Source organism: Haematospirillum jordaniae (genome assembly GCF_001611975.1).
In the GTDB taxonomy this organism is placed as follows: Bacteria; Pseudomonadota; Alphaproteobacteria; order Rhodospirillales; family Rhodospirillaceae; genus Haematospirillum; species Haematospirillum jordaniae.
Map to the genome: position 1 here is coordinate 1,461,224 of NZ_CP014525.1, position 23,626 is coordinate 1,484,849.

Annotated in this window: 17 protein-coding genes and 2 rRNA genes; 10 read left to right on the top strand and 9 right to left on the bottom strand. The window is 55.1% G+C overall.

Going from position 1 to position 23,626, the window contains the following annotated elements:
- Window positions 1-142: 142 nt before the first annotated feature.
- Window positions 143-2,895, top strand: a 23S ribosomal RNA gene (locus tag AY555_RS06900).
- Window positions 2,896-2,978: 83 nt separating this feature from the next.
- A 5S ribosomal RNA gene (gene rrf / locus AY555_RS06905) occupies window positions 2,979-3,093 on the top strand.
- Between the two features lie 152 nt (window positions 3,094-3,245).
- On the opposite strand, the gene AY555_RS06910 is transcribed toward rrf, so the two are convergent.
- Together AY555_RS06910 and AY555_RS06915 are read right to left on the bottom strand one after the other, a co-directional pair.
- Window positions 3,246-3,620, bottom strand: a complete 375-nt coding sequence (locus AY555_RS06910; RefSeq protein ID WP_156483324.1) for a holin family protein — start codon at window positions 3,618-3,620, stop codon at window positions 3,246-3,248.
- 308 nt (window positions 3,621-3,928) lie between these two features.
- Complete coding sequence (locus AY555_RS06915; RefSeq protein ID WP_167798425.1) at window positions 3,929-4,711, bottom strand: M15 family metallopeptidase; 783 nt, start codon at window positions 4,709-4,711, stop codon at window positions 3,929-3,931.
- On the opposite strand from AY555_RS06915, the gene AY555_RS11950 reads away from it, so the two are divergent.
- From AY555_RS11950 to bla, 3 genes are all read left to right on the top strand, one after another.
- Window positions 4,695-4,883: a hypothetical protein gene (locus AY555_RS11950; protein ID WP_066135085.1), complete on the top strand. Its 189-nt coding sequence runs from the start codon at window positions 4,695-4,697 to the stop codon at window positions 4,881-4,883. The genes AY555_RS06915 and AY555_RS11950 overlap by 17 nt on opposite strands.
- A gap of 329 nt (window positions 4,884-5,212) precedes the next feature.
- The gene (locus tag AY555_RS06925) at window positions 5,213-6,106 is read left to right on the top strand and encodes an MBL fold metallo-hydrolase (protein WP_066135087.1); all 894 of its coding nucleotides are present in this window, start codon (window positions 5,213-5,215) and stop codon (window positions 6,104-6,106) included.
- A 183-nt stretch (window positions 6,107-6,289) separates the two neighbouring features.
- A complete protein-coding gene (gene bla / locus AY555_RS06930; RefSeq protein WP_407646303.1) occupies window positions 6,290-7,141 on the top strand; it encodes a class A beta-lactamase in 852 nt (283 codons plus the stop codon).
- A 48-nt stretch (window positions 7,142-7,189) separates the two neighbouring features.
- Here the strand turns inward: bla and clpB are convergent, their stop codons facing one another.
- Window positions 7,190-9,811 (bottom strand): ATP-dependent chaperone ClpB, encoded by a 2,622-nt coding sequence (gene clpB / locus AY555_RS06935; RefSeq protein ID WP_066135089.1) that lies wholly within the window; start codon window positions 9,809-9,811, stop codon window positions 7,190-7,192.
- A 198-nt stretch (window positions 9,812-10,009) separates the two neighbouring features.
- Here clpB and AY555_RS06940 point away from each other — a divergent pair, with 198 nt between their 5' ends.
- Window positions 10,010-10,786, top strand: a complete 777-nt coding sequence (locus tag AY555_RS06940) for an MOSC domain-containing protein (protein ID WP_066135091.1) — start codon at window positions 10,010-10,012, stop codon at window positions 10,784-10,786.
- Between the two features lie 25 nt (window positions 10,787-10,811).
- Here AY555_RS06940 and AY555_RS06945 read toward each other — a convergent pair whose 3' ends face one another.
- The 3 genes from AY555_RS06945 to AY555_RS06955 form a co-directional block, all read right to left on the bottom strand.
- Window positions 10,812-11,744, bottom strand: a complete 933-nt coding sequence (locus tag AY555_RS06945; protein WP_066135093.1) for an LOG family protein — start codon at window positions 11,742-11,744, stop codon at window positions 10,812-10,814.
- 129 nt (window positions 11,745-11,873) lie between these two features.
- The gene (gene rmuC / locus AY555_RS06950; RefSeq protein ID WP_066135095.1) at window positions 11,874-13,445 is read right to left on the bottom strand and encodes a DNA recombination protein RmuC; all 1,572 of its coding nucleotides are present in this window, start codon (window positions 13,443-13,445) and stop codon (window positions 11,874-11,876) included.
- A 143-nt stretch (window positions 13,446-13,588) separates the two neighbouring features.
- Window positions 13,589-14,275, bottom strand: coding sequence for an orotate phosphoribosyltransferase (locus AY555_RS06955; RefSeq protein WP_066135097.1), 687 nt, complete (start codon window positions 14,273-14,275; stop codon window positions 13,589-13,591).
- Between the two features lie 385 nt (window positions 14,276-14,660).
- Between AY555_RS06955 and AY555_RS06960 the strand changes: the two genes are divergently transcribed.
- On the top strand, window positions 14,661-15,743 hold the full coding sequence (locus tag AY555_RS06960) for a mitochondrial fission ELM1 family protein (RefSeq protein WP_245176895.1): 1,083 nt from the start codon (window positions 14,661-14,663) through the stop codon (window positions 15,741-15,743).
- Window positions 15,740-16,495 (top strand): SDR family oxidoreductase, encoded by a 756-nt coding sequence (locus tag AY555_RS06965; protein ID WP_066135099.1) that lies wholly within the window; start codon window positions 15,740-15,742, stop codon window positions 16,493-16,495. Before AY555_RS06960 ends, AY555_RS06965 begins: the two co-directional genes overlap by 4 nt.
- On the opposite strand, the gene AY555_RS06970 is transcribed toward AY555_RS06965, so the two are convergent.
- Both AY555_RS06970 and hemN read right to left on the bottom strand, forming a co-directional pair.
- On the bottom strand, window positions 16,453-18,327 hold the full coding sequence (locus tag AY555_RS06970; RefSeq protein ID WP_066135101.1) for a PAS domain-containing protein: 1,875 nt from the start codon (window positions 18,325-18,327) through the stop codon (window positions 16,453-16,455). The genes AY555_RS06965 and AY555_RS06970 overlap by 43 nt on opposite strands.
- 141 nt (window positions 18,328-18,468) lie before the next feature.
- Window positions 18,469-19,818, bottom strand: a complete 1,350-nt coding sequence (gene hemN, locus AY555_RS06975) for an oxygen-independent coproporphyrinogen III oxidase (RefSeq protein ID WP_066135103.1) — start codon at window positions 19,816-19,818, stop codon at window positions 18,469-18,471.
- A 120-nt stretch (window positions 19,819-19,938) separates the two neighbouring features.
- On the opposite strand from hemN, the gene otnI reads away from it, so the two are divergent.
- Window positions 19,939-20,730 carry a 2-oxo-tetronate isomerase gene (gene otnI / locus AY555_RS06980; protein WP_066135105.1) on the top strand — a complete coding sequence of 264 codons (792 nt, stop codon included), beginning with the start codon at window positions 19,939-19,941 and terminating at the stop codon, window positions 20,728-20,730.
- A 169-nt stretch (window positions 20,731-20,899) separates the two neighbouring features.
- Here the strand turns inward: otnI and parE are convergent, their stop codons facing one another.
- Complete coding sequence (parE, locus tag AY555_RS06985; protein ID WP_066136742.1) at window positions 20,900-22,885, bottom strand: DNA topoisomerase IV subunit B; 1,986 nt, start codon at window positions 22,883-22,885, stop codon at window positions 20,900-20,902.
- Between the two features lie 206 nt (window positions 22,886-23,091).
- Between parE and AY555_RS06990 the strand changes: the two genes are divergently transcribed.
- Window positions 23,092-23,490 (top strand): acyl-CoA thioesterase, encoded by a 399-nt coding sequence (locus AY555_RS06990; protein WP_066136744.1) that lies wholly within the window; start codon window positions 23,092-23,094, stop codon window positions 23,488-23,490.
- Window positions 23,491-23,626: the final 136 nt, after the last annotated feature.

The following is a 23,626-nucleotide window of genomic DNA, read 5'->3' on the forward strand; positions in this document are numbered from 1 at the left end:
GGGTCTAGTGACCGCGTTGGATTGCAGACCGGCACGTGCCGTCCGGAAGCCCGGATGGCGATGCCATGAAGGACTGCATGTTCAACGCATAATGTATGAATGCTGTGTTCCGTGTGCAGTGGTTTTTTCCCTGCGCATGGGCTCTCAAGCGTGACAAGGGCATCTGGTGGATGCCTTGGCACTGGAAGGCGATGAAGGACGTGGCACCCTGCGAAAAGTTCCGGGGAGATGGGAGCAATCTTTGATCCGGAAATGTCCGAATGGGGAAACCCACCGCATCTGTGGTATCCACACCTGAATTCATAGGGTGTGGAAGCGAACCCGGCGAACTGAAACATCTAAGTAGCCGGAGGAAAGGAAATCAACCGAGACTCCGCAAGTAGTGGCGAGCGAACGCGGACCAGCCCAGTGGCTGCAGTGAAACAACCGGAAACGTCTGGAAAGGCGTGCCAGAGCGGGTGACAGCCCCGTACGGGTAAAAAACACTGTAGTCCTCGAGTAAGGCGGGACACGTGAAATCCTGTCTGAACATGGGGGGACCACCCTCCAAGGCTAAGTACTCTCCAGTGACCGATAGTGAACCAGTACCGTGAGGGAAAGGTGAAAAGCACCCCAACGAGGGGAGTGAAACAGTTCCTGAAACCGGATGCCTACAAGCAGTCGGAGCGGAATTCCTTCGGGAATGTCCGTGACGGCGTACCTTTTGTATAATGGGTCAGCGACTTACCGTATCGAGCAAGCTTAAGCCGGCAGGTGTAGGCGAAGCGAAAGCGAGTCTGAACAGGGCGTTCAGTTCGATGCGGTAGACCCGAAACCAGGTGATCTAGCCATGGTCAGGTTGAAGGTGGAGTAACACCCACTGGAGGACCGAACCCACGTCTGTTGAAAAAGACGGGGATGAACTGTGGCTAGGGGTGAAAGGCCAATCAAACCTGGAAATAGCTGGTTCTCCGCGAAAGCTATTTAGGTAGCGCGTCGGATCTATACCGCCGGGGGTAGAGCACTGGATCGGGACGGGGGGCGCGAGCCTTACCAACTCGAACCAAACTCCGAATACCGGCGAGTACTGTCCGGCAGACAGACGGTGGGTGCTAAGGTCCATCGTCAAAAGGGAAACAGCCCAGACCGCCAGCTAAGGTCCCCAAGTCATGGCTAAGTGGGAAAGGATGTGGGACGGCCAAAACAACCAGGAGGTTGGCTTAGAAGCAGCCATCCTTTAAAGAAAGCGTAACAGCTCACTGGTCTAATTAAGCTGTCCTGCGCCGAAGATGTACCGGGGCTAAAGCCATGCACCGAAGCTGCGGGCTTGTCTATGACAAGCGGTAGCGGAGCGTTCCGTAAGCCGGTGAAGGCAAACTGTGAGGTTTGCTGGAGGTATCGGAAGTGAGAATGCTGACATGAGTAGCGACAAACAGGGTGAGAAACCCTGTCGCCGTAAGTCCAAGGGTTCCTGCGCAAGGCTAATCCGCGCAGGGTAAGCCGGCCCCTAAGGCGAGGCCGAAAGGCGTAGTCGATGGGAACCACGCTAATATTCGTGGGCCAGGTGGATGTGACGCCCGTCGTAAATCGTTGCTCCTTATCGGATTGAAGCAGCGGTGAAGACGGGCCAGGAAATAACACCACCAACAATGACCGTACCCGAAACCGACACAGGTGGACTGGTAGAGTATACCAAGGCGCTTGAGAGAACGATGTTGAAGGAACTAGGCAAATTACTCTCGTAACTTCGGAATAAGAGAGCCTCGCCCGTGGGCAACCACAGGTGAGGGGCACAGACTAGGGGGTGGCGACTGTTTATTAAAAACACAGGGCTCTGCGAAGTCGCAAGACGACGTATAGGGTCTGACGCCTGCCCGGTGCCGGAAGGTCAAGAGGAGGGGTGCAAGCTCCGAATTGAAGCCCCGGTAAACGGCGGCCGTAACTATAACGGTCCTAAGGTAGCGAAATTCCTTGTCGGGTAAGTTCCGACCTGCACGAATGGCGTAACGACTTCCCCGCTGTCTCCAACATCGACTCAGCGAAATTGAACTCTCCGTGAAGATGCGGAGTTCCCGCGGTCAGACGGAAAGACCCCGTGCACCTTTACTACAGCTTCACAGTGGCATCAGATATTGGATGTGTAGGATAGGCGGGAGGCTATGAAACCAGGGCGCCAGCCCAGGCGGAGCCACCCTTGAAATACCGCCCTTCCCGTATTTGATGTCTAACCGCGTCCCGTAAGCCGGGACCGGGACCCTGTGTGGCGGGTAGTTTGACTGGGGCGGTCGCCTCCCAAAGAGTAACGGAGGCGCGCAATGGTTGGCTCAGAGCGGTCGGAAATCGCTCGACGAGTGCAAGAGCAAAAGCCAGCCTGACTGCGACACCGACGGGTGGAGCAGAGACGAAAGTCGGTTCTAGTGATCCGGTGGTCCCTCGTGGAAGGGCCATCGCTCAACGGATAAAAGGTACGCCGGGGATAACAGGCTGATACTTCCCAAGAGTCCACATCGACGGAAGTGTTTGGCACCTCGATGTCGGCTCATCTCATCCTGGGGCTGGAGCAGGTCCCAAGGGTATGGCTGTTCGCCATTTAAAGAGGTACGTGAGCTGGGTTTAGAACGTCGTGAGACAGTTCGGTCCCTATCTGCCGTGGGTGTAGGATACTTGAGAGGAGCTGTCCCTAGTACGAGAGGACCGGGATGGACGTACCTCTGGTGTACCAGTTGTTCCGCCAGGAGCACCGCTGGGTAGCTATGTACGGATTGGATAACCGCTGAATGCATCTAAGCGGGAAACCATCCTCAAAACAAGGTATCCCTTGAGAGCCGTGGAAGACCACCACGTCAATAGGCCGGGTGTGAAAGCGTGGCAACACGTGAAGCTAACCGGTACTAATCGCTCGATAGGCTTTAGAGCCCGTGCGCAGTGGTAAAACCACTCAAATGCACGAAACACACCGTTCATACATAAAACTAGTCCAGATTTGTGAGATGTGATGACCTGGTGGTCATGGCGCTGGAAAAACACCCGATCCCTTCCCGAACTCGGCCGTGAAAAACAGCTGCGCCAATGGTACTTTGCCTCAAGGCACGGGAGAGTAGGACGCCGCCAGGTCTTCTCATCTCTCAAATCAAAAAAATAAACGCTTGCTTCTCTACATGCAAACGAGAAAGGCCGTCTCATACGAGACGGCCTTTCTGTATTCAGAACAAAAAAAGCTGCACGAAATACTCCATGCAGCCCCAAAATACCGCACCCAGAAAACCCTATTTCGGCATGTTCATTCTCTCAAATGTGTGAAGACTGCTGACGCCAACCATCCCGAACATCAACTCCCACAACATCTCGTCAAGACCAGGAAGATTGGGCGACACGTTGAAGCCAATCAAAAACGGACGCACCAAGTATTGATAGGCAATCGAGGCCGCTAGAATCCAGCCAATCGCAGGGCGCCAACCCGATACAAACAAACTACTAGATCCAGCCTCAGCACGATTCACAGATTGCTGTTGTGTGATCTCTTCAAGCTGACCACTCAGCTGAAGTTCCATCAGCTTCAGCTTCGCCTCATCGGCCTTGTCTTTGTCGGGGATGATTTTATCCAGCAATCCACCGATCAACGGAAACAGGGTGCCCCACATGGCTTGCTCCTCATCATAAAAGCGCACGCGCCCGGAGCACCAATCGCTCCAGTATTCTTATTTTGTGTACGCTATAGCGCAACAAAGACGATAACTCAATGGCAGAATTCGCCTGACTCAACCGAGCGGCAAAGGGCAAGGCTATATATAAAGCTCGTCACTATAATCGCCACAGGATCTATAAATGTGACCGGCACTTCAGAACAAGAGAGCAAGATAAAAAAAGAGCCGCCATATTTGTCCATGGCGGACTCTTTACGCACAAATATATCCCAGAGCATAAAATACCCAAGGAATGGGGGGGCAGATTAATTTGATACCTGCTCTATGCATTCTGCGCGGTCCCGTGCCTTGTCCTCTCCTTTCTTTCCGCAGATGCACTGCTTATAATCTGCTATATACTTTTCGAAGATGATCTTTCCTTGCTCAAGGGGCTTGGAAGCCAAGGTTTTTATAAAGTTAACAGTCCCGACTTCAAAATGTTGTATATCCATGGGGCTATCCCAATACCCTCCCCAACGAATAAACCCATGCTGGGCAAATAAATCGATAACCTGCTCTGCCATACCAGGACGAACAGGTTTTCCAGGTCTTGCATCCAGACGGTTTATATAGGTTCCTGTTGCGGCAAGAGGCTTGACGGCAATCGTGCCATTTTTGCCTGGATACAGGACGGGATTTTGTAGCGGATTCAGGTCAATTGCTGCGCCATAGGCATGCTTCGACCAGCTTGTAGAGCCAGCAATTCTTCGAGCGTTAAAAGCGGAAGTATTATTGGCTTCCATAGCGCGATCATCATCGCCATCAAAGTGCTCCATGGGCATTGCCTGAGCGATGGGAAAGCGCATGGAGTACAATTGATCAAATATAGACTGTGTGCTTTCGGCAATAACATCAAGAACAACAAGTGTGCCTGTCTGTGTATTCCCTTTGAAGTCAATATGCTGGAAGTGAACGTTGCGCAGCCGATCGCATCCGACGGGAGGCCTATCCTTATCCGGTGTGTCAGGATTTGTATCAGGCATTGTGCCGTGATTTTTCATGTTCTGACATTGGGCATCGTCAACAGGAGTAATGTTTGCCGAAGCCATTCTTCCTGATGCCATCAAAAGAGATGTACAGACAGAAAACAGGGCTATCCGTATTATTGTATTCATATATGTGGAACTCCTTGGTTTTGCGCACGGAATTTTTGTTGAAATACCTTCTGGTATTCCTGCTCGGGGAGATGACTTACTGGTCTTTACTTCAATGAAACGATAACGTTTTTATTCATGCGTACTCTCCCACGAGAGGCGCAAGAATACTCTGTCACTGTAGCGCCTGGATAGCAGATATAAGCCTGATATTTTGTTGGCCTTCATGGAACAAGTGAGGTGCTCTTTTCAGGGCCGCTTCAGCCAAGATGAGCCGTGTCGTGCATATGTTTATGTCTTTAGGGTCATATACGCTTTTTCGAGTCTACTGGCGTATCTGTCTGCTTTGGAATGAAAGCCCGGATTTTGCTGGATTATGTAGACTGTCCCTGTTTTTGCCAAAATGCTTGTGAAGTGTTAGCGTTTTCCGTCGTTCCCCCAAGCAGGAGCAGAACAATGTCGTTTCGTCCCCTTGCGGCCGCCGTGATGGTGGCCTCTGCTTTCTTTACGATCTCGGCGGTGGCGTCCCCGCTTCAGCTTGACGTTTATAACCCAGGTGAGAAGAGCATTTTTCCTGTTACATCAACGATTGTTATGGGAAAGCATGAAGCCATTCTGGTTGATGCCCAGTTCCAGCGTAATGACGCACAGGCCCTTGTGCACAGGATCAAGGCCAGCGGCAGAAAGCTGAAGACAATTTATATCAGCCATAATGACCCGGACTATTACTTTGGTCTTGATGTCCTGCATGCAGCATTTCCTGATGCAGAAATTGTTGCTACGCCTCAGACAGTGGCTGCCATCAAGGCCAACAAGGACGGGAAGGTGGCCTATTGGGGTCCGATCCTGAAGCAGAATGCCCCGAAAGAGGTCATTGTCCCACGTCCGCTGTCGGGCAACACCCTGACCCTGGAAGGCGAAACAATCAAGATTATTGGGCTGGATGGTCCAAGCCCTGACCGCACGGTTTTGTGGATACCATCCATGCAGACGATTCTGGGTGGGGTTCCGATTGTTGCCAACCTCCATGTCTGGGTTGCTGATACGCAGACATTTCAGTCACGCCAAGACTGGTTGAAGATGTTGGAGCATTTCAAGGAAATGCATCCGAAGAAGGTTATTCCGGGTCATTTCCTGCCTGATGCCCATGGCAAGATGCCCTTTGATGTTGGTGCTATCGACTTTACACGCATCTACCTTAGAGCATTCGAGGTTGAGGCCGCCTTGGCATCAAATTCCGGTGAATTGATTGCGGCCATGCGCAAGCGGTATCCAAAGCTTGCGCATGCAGATTCCCTAGAGTTAAGTGCGAAGGTGATCAAGGGCGAAATGAAGTGGCCTGCTCATTAAGCCTTTGATGCATGCTGTCTTCTTCCGTGGAGGGGCGCGTTGCCCCTCCATTTTCTTTATGCCGTTGAAAAGAGTGGAACTTCCATGTGGTCCGTCTAATATCGCGTTCCTTTGACGGGTTGCCATGCGGGAGACCATATGATGCAGGCTGCTGTGTACAGTCGTCGCTCTTTTCTCAAGACGATGTCCTTGTTTTCTGTTGTTGCATTGTCTCCGGTTTACGGAGTGGCAGCACAACACTCATCTGCTGATGCTGTGCAGCGTCTGTCAGACTTGGAATCAACGTTCGACGGGCGCTTGGGCGTTTTTGCTTTTGACACGAGCAGTGGGGCTGCACTTGCATGGCGATCCGAAGAGCGTTTCCCGCTTTGTAGTACATTCAAGGCATTTCTGGCTGCGGCAATTTTGCACCGTAGTACATCGGATATCGGACTTCTGGACCGGGTGATATCTTACCCTCTGGAAGAGCTTGTCTTTCATTCACCTGTGGCCCAGCAGCATGTGCATTCCGGGATGAGCGTGCGGGATATGTGTGCCGCAGCCATCCAGTACAGCGACAACACGGCGGCCAATCTTCTGATGCGGATTCTGGGTGGGCCTGATGCCGTTACTGCCTTTATGCGTCAGACAGGGGACATGGATTTTCGTCTGGACCGCTGGGAGACAGATCTGAATACGGCTATTCCCGGTGATCTCCGTGATACCTCGACACCAGTAGCCATGGCCCGAAGCCTGGACCATCTTTTGTTTGGTGACGTGTTGTCAGATACGCATCGTGCCCTATTACAGGACTGGTTGAAAGGCAACACAACGGGAGCATCCCGCATACGCGCCGGTGTTCCCGATGGTTGGATGGTCGGGGACAAAACAGGCAGTGGGTCTTATGGAACAGCCAATGCGATTGGTGTGCTATGGCCTCCCGGCAGGAAGCCTGTGATTGTGTCTGTTTATACGACCCAGCATTATCGTGGGGCTGTCTGGCGTAATGATATCGTGGCACAAGCTACTCGTATTATTGTTGACGGGTTGGCATAGTGCAAGACAGTGCCGGTCCGGAGCCTTGATGCCCCGGACCACCGTTGTTCAGTGTACAGTCGAGGATGGGTTCGCTGGTTGCTCTGTCGCAACCGTGTGGTCGTTCAGCATCAGATGACCATCGTTGACTGTTACAGCCACGGTGTCTCCATCGCGGATTCTGCCTTCGAGCAACAGCGTGGCCAGTGGGTTCTCCAGTTGCTTCTGAATCACGCGCTTCAAGGGACGGGCCCCATAAACAGGATCATAGCCATGCTCGGCCAACCATGTCATAGCCTCTGCATTGACACTCAGCTCTATCTGACGATCGCTCAGACGTTTGCGTAACCGGTCAATCTGGATGGATACAATACCGGTCATATGACCCCGGCCCAGCCGATGGAACAACAGGACCTCGTCCAGCCGGTTCAGGAACTCCGGACGGAACGCGGCCCGTACCACATCCATGACCTGCGGGCGTACGGCTTCTGAATCCTGGCCATCCGGCTGGGCGGCCAGAATATCGGCGCCCAGGTTGGAGGTCAGGATAATCAGCGTATTGCGGAAGTCAACCGTATGGCCTTGTCCGTCGGTCAAGCGTCCGTCATCCAGGACTTGCAGCAGGACGTTGAAAACATCGGGGTGAGCTTTTTCCACCTCGTCGAACAAGATAACCTGATAGGGGCGTCGTCGCACGGCTTCGGACAGTACGCCACCTTCCTCGTATCCAACATAGCCCGGCGGTGCACCGATCAAGCGGGATACTGCGTGCTTTTCCATAAATTCGCTCATGTCGATACGAACCATGGCGTTGTCATCATCAAACAGGAAGCTGGCCAAGGCCTTTGTCAGTTCTGTCTTTCCGACCCCGGTTGGCCCTAGGAACAGGAAAGAACCCATCGGGCGGTTCGGATCTCCCAGCCCGGCCCTGGCCCGGCGAATGGCGCTGGATACGGCGACCAGTGCTTCGTGTTGTCCGATGACACGCTGTCCCAGCATGGATTCCATGCGCAGCAGCTTTTCACGTTCACCTTCCAGCATTTTGTCGACAGGGATACCTGTCCAGCGCGACACGACGCCGGCAATATGCTGGGTGGTGACGGTTTCATTGACCATGCTGTTTTTACCGTCTTCGCGGTGCTCTGCTTCCTGTAGCCGGGCTTGCAGGGCGGGGATAACCGCATACTGTAGTTCCCCGGCCCGTTCATAGCGGCTTTCGCGCAAGGCTTGTTCCAGCTCCATCCGGGCTTGGTCCAGTTGTTCTTTCAGGCGGGTTGCCCCGGCCAGTGTATCTTTTTCAGCTTTCCAGCGTGTGGTCAGCTCCGCTGATTTTTCTTCCAGATCAGCAAGCTCCCGTTCCAGCTTTACCAGACGGTCGCGAGATGCGTTGTCTGTTTCCCGCTTCAAGGCTTCCCGCTCTATTTTCAGCTGTACGATACGGCGATCCAGCTCATCCAGATCTTCCGGTTTTGAATCGACTTCCATCCGTAACCGGCTTGCGGCTTCATCCACAAGGTCGATGGCCTTGTCGGGAAGGAAACGGTCGGTGATATAGCGGTGTGACAATGTGGCGGCAGAGACCAAGGCCGAGTCTGAAATGCGGACACCGTGGTGCAGTTCATATTTCTCGCGGATACCCCGCAAGATCGACACGCTGTCCTCTACGTTTGGTTCATCGACAAAAACAGGCTGGAAACGGCGCGCGAGCGCGGCATCCTTTTCAACGTGCTTGCGGTATTCGTCCAGGGTTGTTGCCCCGATACAGTGCAGTTCCCCCCGTGCGAGGGCGGGTTTGATCAGGTTGGCAGCATCCATGGCGCCGTCTGTTTTGCCTGCCCCGACCAAGGTGTGCATTTCATCAATGAACAGGATGATGCCGCCTTCTGCTGCCGTGACCTCGTTCAGTACGGCTTTCAGCCGTTCCTCGAACTCACCCCGAAATTTGGCCCCGGCAATCAGGGATCCCATGTCCAAGGACATCAGGCTTTTTCCAGCCAAGGATTCCGGGATATCCCCGTTGATAATCCGCAGAGCCAGTCCTTCGACAACCGCCGTTTTTCCAACACCAGGTTCGCCAATCAGCACAGGGTTGTTTTTTGTGCGCCGTGATAAAACCTGAATGGCGCGTCGAATCTCCTCATCGCGTCCGATAACAGGATCGAGCTTTCCGTTCCGTGCGGCCTCGGTCAGATCGCGGGCATACTTTTTCAGGGCGTCGTACTGCTGTTCTGCTGATGCGGAGTCTGCAACCCGCCCTTTGCGAAGCTCCCGTATGGCAGCTGCCAGCTTTTCGCTGGTCAGGCCGGCTTGGGTCAGAATGTCACACACGGTGGTGCCGGTGCGTGCGACCATGGCCAGAAGAAGGTACTCTGCGGTGACAAAGCTGTCTCCCGCCTTTTCAGCCAGTTCTTGTGCGGTGACTAGGATGCGTGAGAGATCCTGGGCATAAAACATCTGCGAGGCCCCCTGTACGCGGGGCAGCTTTGTGACTGCACTGTCAACCCCGGCACGAGCCTTTGCGGCATCGGCACCAGCCTTGTCTATCAGGTTCGAGGCCAGCCCTTCGCGATCGTCAAGAAGAGCTTTCAGCACGTGCTCAGGGACAACCTGCTGGTGATTTTCCCGGAGAGCTATGGTTTGTGCAGCCTGTATGAATCCCTTTGATCGATCGGTAAAGTGTTCAAAATCCATGTCTTTGTCCTCGTGATGAGCGACGGTAACGGTTCAGCCGATGTGAATGCTCAGCCGAACAATGATGTGTGCCCCGACGTGCGGCGACACAGGAAAAACATAGGGAGTAAAAACAGTTGTCCGCAAGGGGGATCAGAAGAGAACAGCCTGTAATTGTGGATAATTGACAATTTGCGCAAATAAAAGGAGAATTGTCATATGAAGGCGACTGTAGCGCACATATGCCGGTATCCGGTCAAGGGATTAAGCGCCGATCCGTTGCGGCGGGTTCTGTTGCGGCCAAGCGAGGGAATACCCGGCGATCGTCGTTATGCCATTGTCCGTGGCGGGACACTGGCTGTTTCTCTGCCGGGCGTACGTCTGACCGAGAATCAGTTTGTAACCTTGGCCAATACGCCGCGTCTGGCCCTTCTCACAACGCGTTGGATTGACGGGGCTTCGACGCTGACGATTGAGCGTGATGGCCGGCAGGTGGCTTGGGCTGATTTGTCAACCGTTGTTGGTCGCGCCAGAATATCGGATTTTTTCTCCGCCTTTCTTCATGACCCTGGTCAACCGGATGCCGGTCTTATCGATCTGGGTGATGAGCTGTCCGGTTTGGCAGGTGGGACGCTGCTGACGGTTGTCTCGGAAAGCAGCCTGACGGATCTGGAGCGTGTTGCCGCTCATTCCCTTGATGCACGTCGTTTTCGTCCCAATCTGATACTGGCAGGGTTGCCGGCTTGGGTTGAGCTGTCCATGATCGGACGTGAAATCATTGTGGGGAAGGGGTTGCGCCTACGTTTCGTTCAGCCTGCGGAATGTCGCCCCTCTGCCAACGTGGATCCTGCACAGGGTCTTGTGGACCTCAATTTGGTGCGGTCCCTGCAGCGCGGGTTCGGGCACAGTTATTTCGGTGTTTTGGCCCAGGTTGTGACGGGTGGGGTTCTGGAAGTCGGCAGCAAGGTTTCAGCGCCGGTGTCTTCTGTCACCTGAGACGGGGGGCTGTATTGCGCTCTGCCTATCCGCCGCCCCAGCCGTTGGGTCTCGGATGGCGGCTGTAGAAGTCCTCAATCGCTTTCCATCCTTCTTCTGCCGTTTCGACGAAGCGAAAGATGTCCAGATCTTCGGGTGATATTGTGCCTTCCTCGACCATGGCCTCGAAATTCACCACCCGTCGCCACCAGGCTTCTCCGAAAAGAAGAACAGGAATCTTCTGGATTTTGTGGGTTTGAATCAGGGTTAGTCCCTCGAACAGCTCGTCCATGGTTCCGAATCCACCGGGGAAGCAGGCAAGCGCCTCGGCCCGGATCAGGAAGTGCATTTTGCGGATGGCAAAATAGTGGAAGTTGAACGAGAGCTTGGGCGTGATGTAGCTGTTCGGTGCCTGTTCATGCGGCAGAACAATAGACAAGCCAACGCTGTCAGCACCAATATCGTCAGCCCCCCGGTTGGCCGCTTCCATGATGCCAGGGCCCCCACCTGTACATACAACATAACGGCGGCGGCCGGGTTGACTTCCTGCTTCTGACACCAGGCGGGCAAACGTACGTGCAATATCGTAGTAGCGACTGGTTTCAGCCAGGCGTTTTGCAATGGCCAGATTGCGTTTGGCTGTGGCATCGTCGGGATTGGCCGAGGCTGCCTTTTCAGCTTGCTGCAAGGCCGCTTGTGCGACCTTGGGCTCATGGATCCGCGCGCTGCCGAAAACAACGACGGTTGAAACAATGCCTTCTTCCTGAAGCAACACTTCGGGCTTGAGCAGCTCCAGCTGCAGCCGAACGGGGCGCAGGTCGCGCGTGGTCAGGAAGTCTAGGTCCGTAAAAGCCAAGCGGTAACTGGGGGAACTGTTTTGCGGCGTACGGTCTCTGGCAATTTCTTCATCGATTGTGCGCCGATCTTCAGCCGAACTGGCAAACGGGGAGTAGGGGCGGTCGTGTGAATCAGATGACAAGGAACAATCTCCACCACAAGCATGCAGGAGCGTTTTCAGTTCATCAGATAATCGAACGCGGCAGACTGCAACCGTTTTCGGCGCACTTAGCCATCAAGCCAAGAATAGCGTCGCGCATACCGATGCGATTCATATCCCCGTTGTCAAGGTATGCTGCCTCTGAGGGGTGATCTCGGTGCTGGCAGGTGGCAATGCGGGCTGCAACGGAGCAGGGGTATCTTCGGAAACAAGCTCCGGAGGCAGCTTTTTTGATGCTTTTCCACCCAGCTCGTAGACCCGTTGGGCTTGCCGCAGCAGGTTCCCGTGTCCGGATGAAAGTTTATTCATGGCGGCATCATAGCTTTTATGGGTCTGGTTCAGGCGGGTGCCGATCATCTGCATGTCTTCGACAAAGCCGGTGAGCTTGTCGTACATTTTGCCGGCTAGGGCTGCGATTTCCTCTGCATTGCTATTGCGCCGCTCCACTTTCCATACGGCAGCAATGGTACGCAGGGCAATCATCAGGGTTGTTGGTGTTGCAATGGCAATATTGGCTTCTGCCGCACAGGCCGTCAGTTCGGGCTCTTCCTGTAGCGCTAGGGCCAGTGCCCCCTCTATGGGAACAAACAAGATGACGTAATCCAGCTGGATGCCGGGCAAGTTCTGATAGGTCTTGCCCGAAAGGTCGCGAATGTGATTGCGCAGGGATGTCACGTGAGCCTTGGCCTGGGCGGTACGTTCAGCATCGGTTTCCGCATTAATGCAGGCTTCAAAAGCGGTCAGCGATACCTTGCTGTCGACAATGACCTTTTGTCCGCCTGGCAGGTAGACAACAACATCAGGCCGCAACCGTTTGCCATCCTCGGTCGTGAAGGTTTCCTGACTCTGGTATTCCTCGCCTTCTCTCAGGCCGGATCGTTCCAGGATAGAGGTCAAGACCATTTCCCCCCAAGCGCCCTGGGTTTTGCTTTTGCCTTTTAATGCCTGTGTCAGGTTATGGGTTTCACTGCTCATCCGTGCCCCTGTTTCTGTCAGGGTACGAATTTGCTCGGCCAGTGCTGCGCGGTCCTTGCTGCTTTCAACGTGGGCACTTTGCAGTCCCTGCTGGAATTCTGAAAGCTTCTGGCGCATGGGGGCTAGGATGGCTTCTATTTGTTCCCGGTTCTGGCGGGTAAAGGTGGTGCTGTGCTGGGTTATAACGCCTTCGGCCAGAACCCTGAATTCCTTGCCCATCTGGTCGCGGGCATCCTTGAGCAAGGCCAGTCTTTCGTTGGCCTGCCGACGTTCCTGTTCCAGTGTTTCGGTGACAACGGCCAGTCTGGACTGCAGGTCGGCACGTTCGCGTTCCAGATGCTCCAGCTTCGTTGTCATCTGGGAGCTCATGCGTTCCGCTACACTAAGGCGGTCTTTCTGTTCCTGGTTAACCGTTTCAAGTCGCCCTGCTGTTTCACGGAGTGAGCCAAGTTCCTGCTCCAGATGTCTTCGCAAGGCATGTTGCTGCCTGAGTTCGTCTTCCAGATCGACAAGGTGCGATATGCGTTCCTGCAGGACGGCACGGGTGCACTCGGACTCATGCCAGGCCACGGACAGGCGTTCGCGTTCGTTTTCGGTTACAGACAGGGTTTCCCGTATCTTGGCGGAGTTGCGCCACAGGATGCTGGCCAGTGCAGCGCAGCCAAGACTCAAGGTAACAAGAAAGACATCCAGCAACAGGGAAGGCATATCCGAAGATTCCAAGAGAGGGGAAGGGCACCACGCTCGCTTACAGTGGAATATCAGGACAAAGGAATCAAGGTGATAAAGAGAACAAACAGTGAATAATCAGACGGTGGGCCATACACACCGGCATGGCCCACCGTGCTCTTTCAGGCTGCCCGCCCCTTGTTGGCGGCTGACCAGCCCTTGGGATCATCAAGAAAACTCTGGACCTCTACAGCATCGTTGTGGGTGATGCTGTCGGTCTTCAGGGCTGTTTGCAGTACATCGTGCCATGTGCACAGATAATGTAGCTCCAGATCTTCCCGTGACAAGTGGTCTAGAGCCCGGGGGAAAATGCCATAGAAAAAGATAACCAGTGCATGGTGGCATTGCGCGCCGGCTTCACGCAGGGCTTGGGCAAAGTGAATCTTTGACCCACCATCTGTCGCCAGATCTTCCACCAGAAGAACCTGCTGTCCCTCTTTCAGGTCTCCTTCAATTCGGGCCATGCGTCCAAAGCCTTTCGGTTTTTTCCGGACGTACTGCATGGGCAGATTCAGGCGGTCAGCCAGCCAAGCAGCATAGGGGATACCCGCTGTTTCTCCCCCGGCAACGGTGTCCAGCTTGTCGAAGCCAATTCTGTGTTCCACATGCTCTACTGCCAGGCTGATGATTTTTTGTCTGGCCCGCGGAAAGGCAATGATCTTACGGCAGTCAATATAGACCGGGCTTGCCCAGCCTGATGTCAGGGTATAAGGCTCGCGTGGGCGGAAGTGAACGGCCCCGATATCCAGTAAAATCCGGGAAACAGTTGTGGCTGTGGGCAGGCTGTCCGGGGTGCGGATGGCATCCATGGCTGTTCCTTGCGCTTGAAGACTGAAAGGCACGGACTTTGTAAAGCTTTTGGTAGTATCGAACAATTCAAAACCTTCTGCTTACGCGATCTGGTGTTTGTTTTGGTGCGTGGCACGGATACATCCGTCTGTCCGTGTCGGTACCAAGGCGGATGTGTCGCGAACCTGAACTTCGTGTCAGGGTAGACGTTATATGCAGCAAGAGGCTGGTTACGGAGTATTCTTTTTGTACATTTTGTGTCATATAGTTTCGTAACGTATGCCGTGTTTCGTGTGATGGTATGTTTGTGCCATTCTTTCAGGGCTGGGCAAAATGAAAGTTCCGCCGCAAAAATCGCGGGGAAGTGCATCGGGGTCATCACGAGGTTCCCATACAGGGGGGCGTGTGTCTTCCGGTCGCGCGGGCAGGGCGCCTTTTGCGGCGGCTCCGTCGTTTCCTCATGAACAGGGGGCAAGGCTGGTGGATCCTGTGGATCCTGTCGTCTGGGTGTTGACCGATGACCGGGCTGGGAATGTCAGCCAGGCAACTGGTGTTGCCGAAGCTCTTGGCTGGCCCTTTGAGGTTCGTCCGATACACTATACAGCCCTTGGTCACATGCCCAATTTGTTGCGTGGGGCATCGTTGCTTGGCATCAGCAATGAAAGCCGTGTTCTATTGGAGACAACGCTGACACCGGATCAGGCGCCTGATCTGGTTATTGCTGCCGGACGTCGTACGGCTCCTGTTGCGCGCTGGATCAAGCGGCGCGCGGGAAAGCCGTGCTTCCTCTGCCAGATTATGTGGCCTGGTGTGCCCGGTATTTCCGACTTTGATCTGGTCGCCGTGCCGACACACGATAATCTTTTTGGCCAGTATGCCAATGTGATGCGGATTACCGGTGCCCCCCACCGGGTGACCGAAGGGCGACTTGCGGTCGAGGGGGCGCGCTGGCGTGATCGCCTGCGGCATTTGCGGGGGCCGGTCGTGGCTCTGATTGTCGGGGGAGCAACCCGCCGCAAGGCCTTTACACCAAAGATGGCGACCGATCTTGGCAAGCATGTTTCATCCATGGTTGCCAGTGCGGGTGGGTCGCTTGTTGTGACTACGTCCCGAAGAACTGGGCGCGATGCGACGGATGCGCTTTTTGCGGCCCTTCCGGCACCCGGTCATTCGTTTCGCTGGGGCAGTCGGGATGAGAATCCCTATTTTGGCTATCTTGCTCTGGCCGATGCCATTGTTGTAACCGGAGATTCGGTCAGCATGGTCTCGGAAGCCTGTGCCAGCCCGGCACCTGTTTTTATTTATGCCCCCACCGGTCTGGTATCGCGCAAGCATGCCCGACTGCACCGGAACCTTTATGCACTTGGTATTGCTGAACCGATGAAAGATACGTTTTCTACTTGGGGCCATCCGCCCCTGAATGCTGCCGTTGATATTGCGCGCATGGTTCGTCTTGCTCTCCTCGGTGAGGAGGGTGACAGTCAGTGACCTTGCCTTTGTTTGACCTGACGGGTCGGGTTGCCCTTGTCACGGGGGCATCCCGTGGTCTGGGCCTTGAGATTGCGGTTGGGCTTGCGTCTGTTGGTGCTGTTGTCTGGATGGGTGGACGTGACCGAGAGGCTTTGCAGGTTGCGTGTGACCGTGTTCCGGGAAGTCGGCCGCTTGTGTTTGCTGTTGAAGACAAGGATGAGCGTGACAAGGCTGTTCAGTCCGTATTCCGGGAAAGTGGTCGGCTTGATATCCTTGTCAATGCCGTTGGGATGCGTGATCGTCGCCCAGTAGAGGCTTTTACCGACCAAGATGTTGAAGCTATGCTGGCGGCAAATCTGATTGCTCCCTTTTCGTTGGCGCGTCTTGTTGCTCCGGGAATGGCAGAGCGCGGGTTTGGCCGCATCATCAACGTTACGTCTGTTGCAGCCCATGTTGCCAGACGGGGTGATGCGGTTTACACGGCTTCCAAGGCGGCCTTGACGGGGATGACCCGGGCCTTGGCGATGGAGTGGGGGCATCAGGGTATTACTGTTAATGCCTTGGCACCGGGCTTTTTTGCCACAGAAACGAACCGAGAAATGTCTTCGGATCCGGATGTTGCTACGTGGCTTGCCGGTCGTACGGCTGTGGGGCGGTGGGGGCGTCCGGATGAAGTGACCAGTGCGGCTGTTTTTCTGTCTTCTCCGTCATCAAGCTACGTGACAGGTCATGTGCTTTTTGTCGACGGAGGTCTTGTTTCCTGTTTTTGAGGGATGAATGGTGCAGCTGACAGTTCTTTCTGCTGCACCTTACGATCTTCCATGCATACCGCAATAATGCCACGTCGTTCTTTCTCGTCTCCCTCGTCTGCGCTGAATGGCGTAAGGGAGCAGGTCATGAGGATGTAGGAACCATCTACATTGCGAAGCCTGAAGCGAATGGATGAGGGTTCGTGTTTCTCGAAGGCGATCTGAAGCAGTGACCGTGTTGTGCGGCGGTCTTCCGGGTGTATAGCTGCCATCCATTCATCCGGGTTAAGCGGATCTGGTCGCATGCCCGTCAGCACTGTCCAAGCATGGTTGAAGTGTTTCCGCCCTTTCTCATGGCTGCTCCACCATACCGGGACAGGCAGATTTTCCAGAATTTCGCGGAAACGGTGTGCCGTTGCCCGTGCTTTCTCTTCAGAAGAACGGATCCAGGTGATGTCTTGGATGATACCGGTTCCGTTGACCGGTTTGCCTTGATCATCAAAGACAAGTTCCGCCTTGATATGAAGCCACAGTTCCCTAGACCCATTGTGGGACCGATACACAAGGTCCAAGGGGGCGCCACGGGTTGCCGCAGAGATGGCCTCGGCAAGCATTTCTGCTTCTGTGCCATGAGATCCCACGGCCATTTCTAGGGGGCCTATGCTCCCCTCTCTGTAGCCAAGAATACGGCAGGCTGTATCGGACCATTTGATTTTGCCGTTTTCCACGGCTGTCCAGCTGCCTAGATCCCCGATTCCCTCTGCCTTGAGAAAGACTTGTATGTTCCGCCCCATCTCCGTGTTCTGCTGCCTCCATGCCAAGGACCGCCTGAGAATGAAGATAATCAGAACAGTGAGCATGATCCCAACAGCAGAGAACAGCAAAGACAGACCGAAGGCCTTGAGGCGCCATGATGCCAAGCCATCGCTTTCAGACATTTCAACCAGAATGGTCAAGTCAAGCACGGATGTCTTGTGCGCTGCAATCATCAATGTGTCATGGCCCCCGGATCTTCCCGTGGTTTCTAGTAGTGACTCAAGTTTATCTGATGCCGCGAACTGCGCGAGCTGGGTAAAATCAGCCTTGGATGATCCGACGGCATCGGCATCCCGGTCTGGAAGTTGGGCCAAGATTGTCAAGCCGGAGTCAAGAAGGGTCAGCTTGCCGCTGGGATGGTCAGGGCGCAGGGGAGCCAGCAACGTTGTGAAGGCATGGGTTGGAAATGTAAGTATAACCATGCCGCGAATAGCGCGATCCGGTGTATGCAGGGCATGTACATACATGACAACCATGCGGCCTAGTGAACTCCGTACAGGACCAACTAGAACAGCCCGCCGCGAACGATCACTGCGCAGTTCATCCATGGCCATTTCACTGTATTCAAACTGTGTGCCGACCATCTGGGGCAAGGAGGCATGGTGAATAAGGCCCCCTCTGTCGCTGACAACAACGCTGACGAGAGAAGCCTCGCGCTTCATGATTCGTTGCAGGAGAGGGCTGTATTCCGTGCTGGGGGGCGTTGTGCCAGGGGTTGGGGTTCCATACTCCACTGCAACTGCAGCTCGTTCCAGATGCCCCACAAATTGGGTTAGTGCCAGTTCTGCTTCACGGGCACTGTTCTCAAGGCTTTGTCCGGTTACGAAACGGCTTTCCTGACGTGTGTCAGAAAGATAAACCGTTAGAAGCGTTGCCATAGTGACAAGAAAGCTTAGGCCGAGAGTAATGACATACCCCGTTATGCTGCCAAGCTCTGTGTTTTGTGCTGGCTCCCGGGGTGGCAGCACAAGCTCTTGCATGGAGGCATACAGATCCTCCTGCGCAGGGCTGGCCTTGTCAATCTGACCTTCATCCACCAAGCCGGAGATCTCCTGTTTGTGGGAGCAGAGCAGATTCGCTGCGCATATCCTGCTGCGAGGATACCGGCGAATCCGGCCTTCTGTCCAGAAGGCCAAGGGGATGATGTGCCTGATCCGCCCAATCCTGACCGTAGAGCTTTATATAGCCTTGGAGTGCTTGAGTTCGCCTTGTTTCAGATATTGGTCAAAACGTGCTGCGGCGACGCGGACCAACGGCCTTCCCTCTTCTGTCATGCGCAGCATGTGTTCGTGCCGGATAACCAGGTTGTCTTTCTCCAAGTCCTGCATCCCATTCAATTCAGGGGTGAAATAGTCATGTCCGCGCCCGAAAGATGAGGCTATGTCACCAAGGTCAACCTCTAGGTCGCACATCAGCCGTTCAATAACCATGCGTCGCATACGGTCTTCATCGGATATGGCAATGCCGCGACGAATTGGCAGGATACCACCGGAGATCATGCGTCTCCAGGCGTGCACCTCCCCCTCGTTGGCAACGTATCCTTGGGGCAGGGACCCAATGCCCGATGCGCCCATACCCAAAAGAACGGGGGCGGTATCTGTTGTATACCCCTGAAAATTCCGGTTCAGCCGCTTCTCGGTCTGGGCAATGGCCATCGTATCGTTGGCAAGGGCAAAGTGATCCAGTCCGATACTGACATAGCCATACTGATGCAGGCGCTTTGTGGCAGCTTCGTACTGCTCCCATCGGTCCCGGAACCCGGGCAGGCAGTCTTCGGGCAACAAGGTCTGGTGCTTGCGCATCCAGGGAACATGGGCATAGCCGAACAGTGAAATACGCTGTGGCCCCAGACTGACAGCCCGGTCCACCGTATCCAGAATGCTGGCGGTGGTCTGGTAGGGTAGTCCATACATCAGGTCCATGTTGATCCGGTCAATACCGTGCCGGCGCAGCCACTTGAATACCGAGGCAACCAGTTCGAAAGGCTGAATCCGGTTAACGGTTTCCTGTACCTTGTGATTGAAGTCCTGCACACCAACAGATGCCCGGTTTACACCGGCTGCTGCCATGGCCTGGATGTAGGCTTCATCGGCTGTACGGGGATCCAGCTCGACGGCTGTTTCTGCATCAGGGGAAAACGAGAAACAGTTCTTGAGGCGTTGCATCAGCCGCGTGAAGTCAGGTGCCGACAGGATGGTGGGACTGCCCCCCCCAAAGTGGATATGCTTGGCCGTGAAACGTGCCGGAAGGGCATTGGCCACAAGGTCAATTTCCTGCAGCAGGGTTTCCAGGTACTCTGCAATGGGCGCATACCGCTTGGTGATTTTGGTATGACATCCGCAGAACCAGCACATTTCAGCACAGTAAACCACGTGCAGATACAGGGATACCGGTGTTTCGGGGTCCAGTGTTTCCAGCCATGTCCGGTAGAGATCCGGTGTTACGGCCGCCGAGAAGTGCGGTGCCGTTGGATAGCTGGTGTAACGCGGAAGCCGCAGATTGTATTTGTTCAGCAGATCGTGGTTCATCAGCTTTCCTCATCTGTACAACGGCCCCGTTCTGGTCGGGGAAGTCTTGCCGCCTGTTAAAACGTGCTTCCCCCCTTGCCTGCAAGCGCATAGTGTAGCGCCGTTTGTTCCGGAGGTTTCATGCCACGTTTTGCTGCCAATCTTTCTGTTCTTTTTACAGAGCAGCCTTTTCTCGACCGTTTTTCCGCTGCGGCCCAAGCAGGGTTCAAGGGGTGTGAATTCGCGTTTCCCTATCTCTACCCCGCCGAGGAGGTGGCCGACAAGGCCGTTGCCGCGGGGATGAAGATTGTTGCGTTCAATGCCCCCCCGGGTGACTGGGCTGCCGGAGAGCGTGGGCTTGCTGCCGTGCCCGGCCGTCAAGATGACTTTCGGTCGGATCTGGAGCTTGCCGCCCACTATGCCCGGCATCTTGAGTGTTCCTGTGTTCATGTCATGGCCGGTGTTGTTCCGGAAGAAGACTGGGAGGAAGCGCTGGATGTCTATATGGCCAATATCGACTATGCGGCCAGTCAGCTGGAAGCCGAGGGGCTGCGGTGTTTGATCGAACCCATCTCCCGGCAGGCTGTGCCCGGCTACTTCCTGTCGCGTCCGGATGATGCTGCTGTGGTTCTGGAGCAAACGGGGCATCGTAACCTTTACATGCTGTACGATGTTTACCATGCCCAGATGACACAGGGAGCCCTGACCGATTTTATCGAGAGCAACATGAGTCGGATTGCGCATATTCAGGTTGCGGGCGTTCCGGGGCGGAATGAGCCGGACATGCTGGGAGAGATTAACTTTCGCTACATGTTCGACCTTCTGGATGGGGCCGGATATGACGGATGGATCGGGTGTGAATACAAGCCTAGGGGGACAACACTGGACGGTCTGCGCTGGGCTTCGGACTGGTTACGGCCTCAAGGGGGCTAAACAGGCTAAAAAAACGGGGCACCGGAAAAACCGGAGCCCCGTTGAGTTGGGTGCGCAAAAAGTGAGTGCTACAACAATAACAGGAGAGGCACAGGGGGTATAATGCCCGTGCGTGCATGAACTGTATCTGAACGGATTGTGGCAAAGGGCGGTTTTACAGGGTGGCCCCTTATATGTCCAGTTCACGGGCAAAACGGGCGTGGGCCTGAATGAACTGGAACCGCAGCTCGGGTTTGCGCCCCATCAGCTGTTCCACCAAGCTGGCGGTTGCCCGGCTGTCTTCCAGCTCTTCCTCGGTTTTCTTGCCGGGCAAGACAACCTGAAGCAAGGTCCGGGTTGCCGGGTTCATCGTGGTTTCTTTCAGTTGGGTTGGGGGCATTTCACCCAGACCCTTGAACCGGCTGATATCCACTTTTCCCTTGCCCTTAAAGTGCCTGGACATGATCTGGTCCCGGTGTGCATCATCCCGCGCATAGATACTTTTCCCGCCCTGGGTCAAGCGATACAGGGGCGGCATGGCCAGATACAGCCTCCCATCCTCGATTAAGCTCGGCATTTCACGGTAAAAGAATGTCATGAGGAGACTTGCGATATGGGCCCCGTCCACGTCGGCGTCCGTCATGATGATGACCTTGCCGTAGCGCAGCTTTTCTAAATCGTACCGGTTGCCGGAACCACAGCCCAAGGCTTCCACTAGGTCTTGCAGTTCTTGGTTGGCGCGCAGTTTCTCGGCGCTGGCCGAGGCGACGTTCAGGATCTTGCCACGCAGCGGCAAAATGGCCTGTGTTTCCCGGTTGCGGGCCTGCTTGGCCGATCCGCCGGCAGAATCCCCTTCGACAATGAAGAGTTCGGTTCCTTCTGCGACAGAGCGTGAGCAATCGGCCAATTTGCCGGGCAAGCGTAATTTCTTGGTGGCGGATTTGCGTGACATTTCACGGCTTTGCTTCCGCCGCAGGCGTTCCTCCTGGCGATTCAGAACGTGTTCAAGAAGAACATTAGCCGCAGCCGGTGCCCCGGCCAGCCAATGGTCAAATAGGTCGCGAACTGCCTGTTCAACCAGACGGGTTGCCTCGCTCGATGACAGCTTTTCTTTGGTTTGCCCTTGAAACTGGGGCTCCCGGATAAACACGGACAGCATGACACAGCTTCCGCCCAGCACGTCTTCTGCTGTTAGCGTGGAGCCTTTTCGGTTCCCGGTCAGCTCGGCATAGGCCTTCAGCCCCTTGGTGACGGCATTGCGCAATCCCTGCTCGTGTGTGCCGCCTTCGGGGGTTGGGACGGTGTTGACATAGGAAGAAAAGAAGCCTTCCTGATCTTCCGGCCAGCACAGGGCCCACTCCACACTGCCCATATCATCAGCCAGGGACGCACTGCCGGCATACAGGCCCGATATGGTGGCCCGCTCCCGCAGGGTTGTGGCGAGAAAATCCTCCAGTCCGTTGGGGAAGTGCAGTTCTTCTGATGCCGGGACAGAGTCCGACCCGTCCAAGAGCACCGGATCACAGGACCAGCGAATTTTGACACCTCGGAACAAATAAGCCTTGGAGCGTGCCATCCGGTACAGGGTTGCCGGCCTGAACCGGGCACGGATACCGAAAATGTCCGGGTCCGGACGGAACCGGACCAAGGTACCGCGACGGTTTGATACCGTACCGGCCAGTTCCAGCGGGCCTTGGGGGGTGCCGCGCACATAGCTTTGCCGCCACAGTTTCTTGTCCCGGGCAACCTCGACAATCATCAGTTCGGACAGGGCATTGACCACAGAGCTTCCCACCCCGTGCAGCCCGCCCGAGACCTTGTAGGCATCGCCCCCGAATTTTCCACCGGAGTGCAGCGTGGTCAGAATGACTTCCAGCGCCGACTTGTCCCGATACTTCGGATGGGGATCCACGGGGATGCCGCGGCCATTGTCGCGGATTGTCACAAAACCATCGGCTGACAGTTCCAGGTCGATGAAGGTGGCGTGTCCTGCCACGGCTTCGTCCATGGCGTTGTCCAGGACCTCTGCCGCCAGGTGATGCATGGCTTTCTCATCGGTACCACCGATATACATGCCCGGGCGTTTGCGTACGGGTTCCAGACCTTCCAGGACTTCAATGTCCTTGGCGGTATATTCCTGTGACTTCGGGGCAAGAAACTGAAACAGGTCTGACATGGCACTCGCGCGGTTTGCTGTGATGTACGGTGGCATACATCTCCGGTACGGGGCCGCACCGGAGATGGCGGGCGGCCGAAGAGCCGTGCCTGCCCAAGGGGACAGGGTTACTATATCCTGTCACAGACGGAAATAGCTGATTGCCTTCAGGAGTTCCGAAAGTCACAATCCGGGTGCTTGCCATTGCGTCAGAGGACAGGCGGACCATGAGAAAAGCCAGCGAAGCAAACCCCCATTCCGATGGCTCCCTGTATCTGCGTACGATCGCCATGCCTGCGGATACGAATCCTGATGGTGACATCTTTGGCGGCTGGCTGATGTCGCAGATGGATCTGGCCGGCGCATCTTATGCCCGTCTGGTTGCCGGAGGGCGTGTTGTTACAATTGCTGTGGATGGGTTTGTCTTCCATAAGCCCATGATGGTGGGTGACGAACTCAACTGTTACTGCTGGGAGATAAAAAGGGGGCGCACCTCGGTTGGGGTGCGGGTGGAGGCATGGGTCCGGCGCCGTTATACGGGAGTTGAGGAAAAGGTCACCGAGGGAACCTTTACGTTTGTTGCTTTGGGCGATGATCGCAAGGCCCGGCCTCTTGATCAAGGATAGGGCGGGTTTGTCGCGTCCAGATATGGTGTGTAAAAAGGATGGAGGGGCTTGTCTGTTTGTGGTGCAGAGGTCGCCACAAACTATGCTACACGGCGGTACAGAAAAGATTGTTCTGGCACAGGGCTCTGGATTCTGT

Coding starts and splice junctions, on each gene's coding strand:
- AY555_RS06910 (WP_156483324.1), bottom strand. CDS start 3,620: ATGTGGGGCACCCTGTTTCCGTTGATCGGTGGATTGCTGGATAAAATC.
- AY555_RS11950 (WP_066135085.1), top strand. CDS start 4,695: ATGTTTGCCGAAGCCATTCTTCCTGATGCCATCAAAAGAGATGTACAG.
- AY555_RS06915 (WP_167798425.1), bottom strand. CDS start 4,711: ATGGCTTCGGCAAACATTACTCCTGTTGACGATGCCCAATGTCAGAAC.
- AY555_RS06925 (WP_066135087.1), top strand. CDS start 5,213: ATGTCGTTTCGTCCCCTTGCGGCCGCCGTGATGGTGGCCTCTGCTTTC.
- bla (WP_407646303.1), top strand. CDS start 6,290: ATGTCCTTGTTTTCTGTTGTTGCATTGTCTCCGGTTTACGGAGTGGCA.
- clpB (WP_066135089.1), bottom strand. CDS start 9,811: ATGGATTTTGAACACTTTACCGATCGATCAAAGGGATTCATACAGGCT.
- AY555_RS06940 (WP_066135091.1), top strand. CDS start 10,010: ATGAAGGCGACTGTAGCGCACATATGCCGGTATCCGGTCAAGGGATTA.
- rmuC (WP_066135095.1), bottom strand. CDS start 13,445: ATGCCTTCCCTGTTGCTGGATGTCTTTCTTGTTACCTTGAGTCTTGGC.
- AY555_RS06955 (WP_066135097.1), bottom strand. CDS start 14,275: ATGGATGCCATCCGCACCCCGGACAGCCTGCCCACAGCCACAACTGTT.
- hemN (WP_066135103.1), bottom strand. CDS start 19,818: ATGAACCACGATCTGCTGAACAAATACAATCTGCGGCTTCCGCGTTAC.
- otnI (WP_066135105.1), top strand. CDS start 19,939: ATGCCACGTTTTGCTGCCAATCTTTCTGTTCTTTTTACAGAGCAGCCT.
- parE (WP_066136742.1), bottom strand. CDS start 22,885: ATGTCAGACCTGTTTCAGTTTCTTGCCCCGAAGTCACAGGAATATACC.
- AY555_RS06990 (WP_066136744.1), top strand. CDS start 23,092: ATGAGAAAAGCCAGCGAAGCAAACCCCCATTCCGATGGCTCCCTGTAT.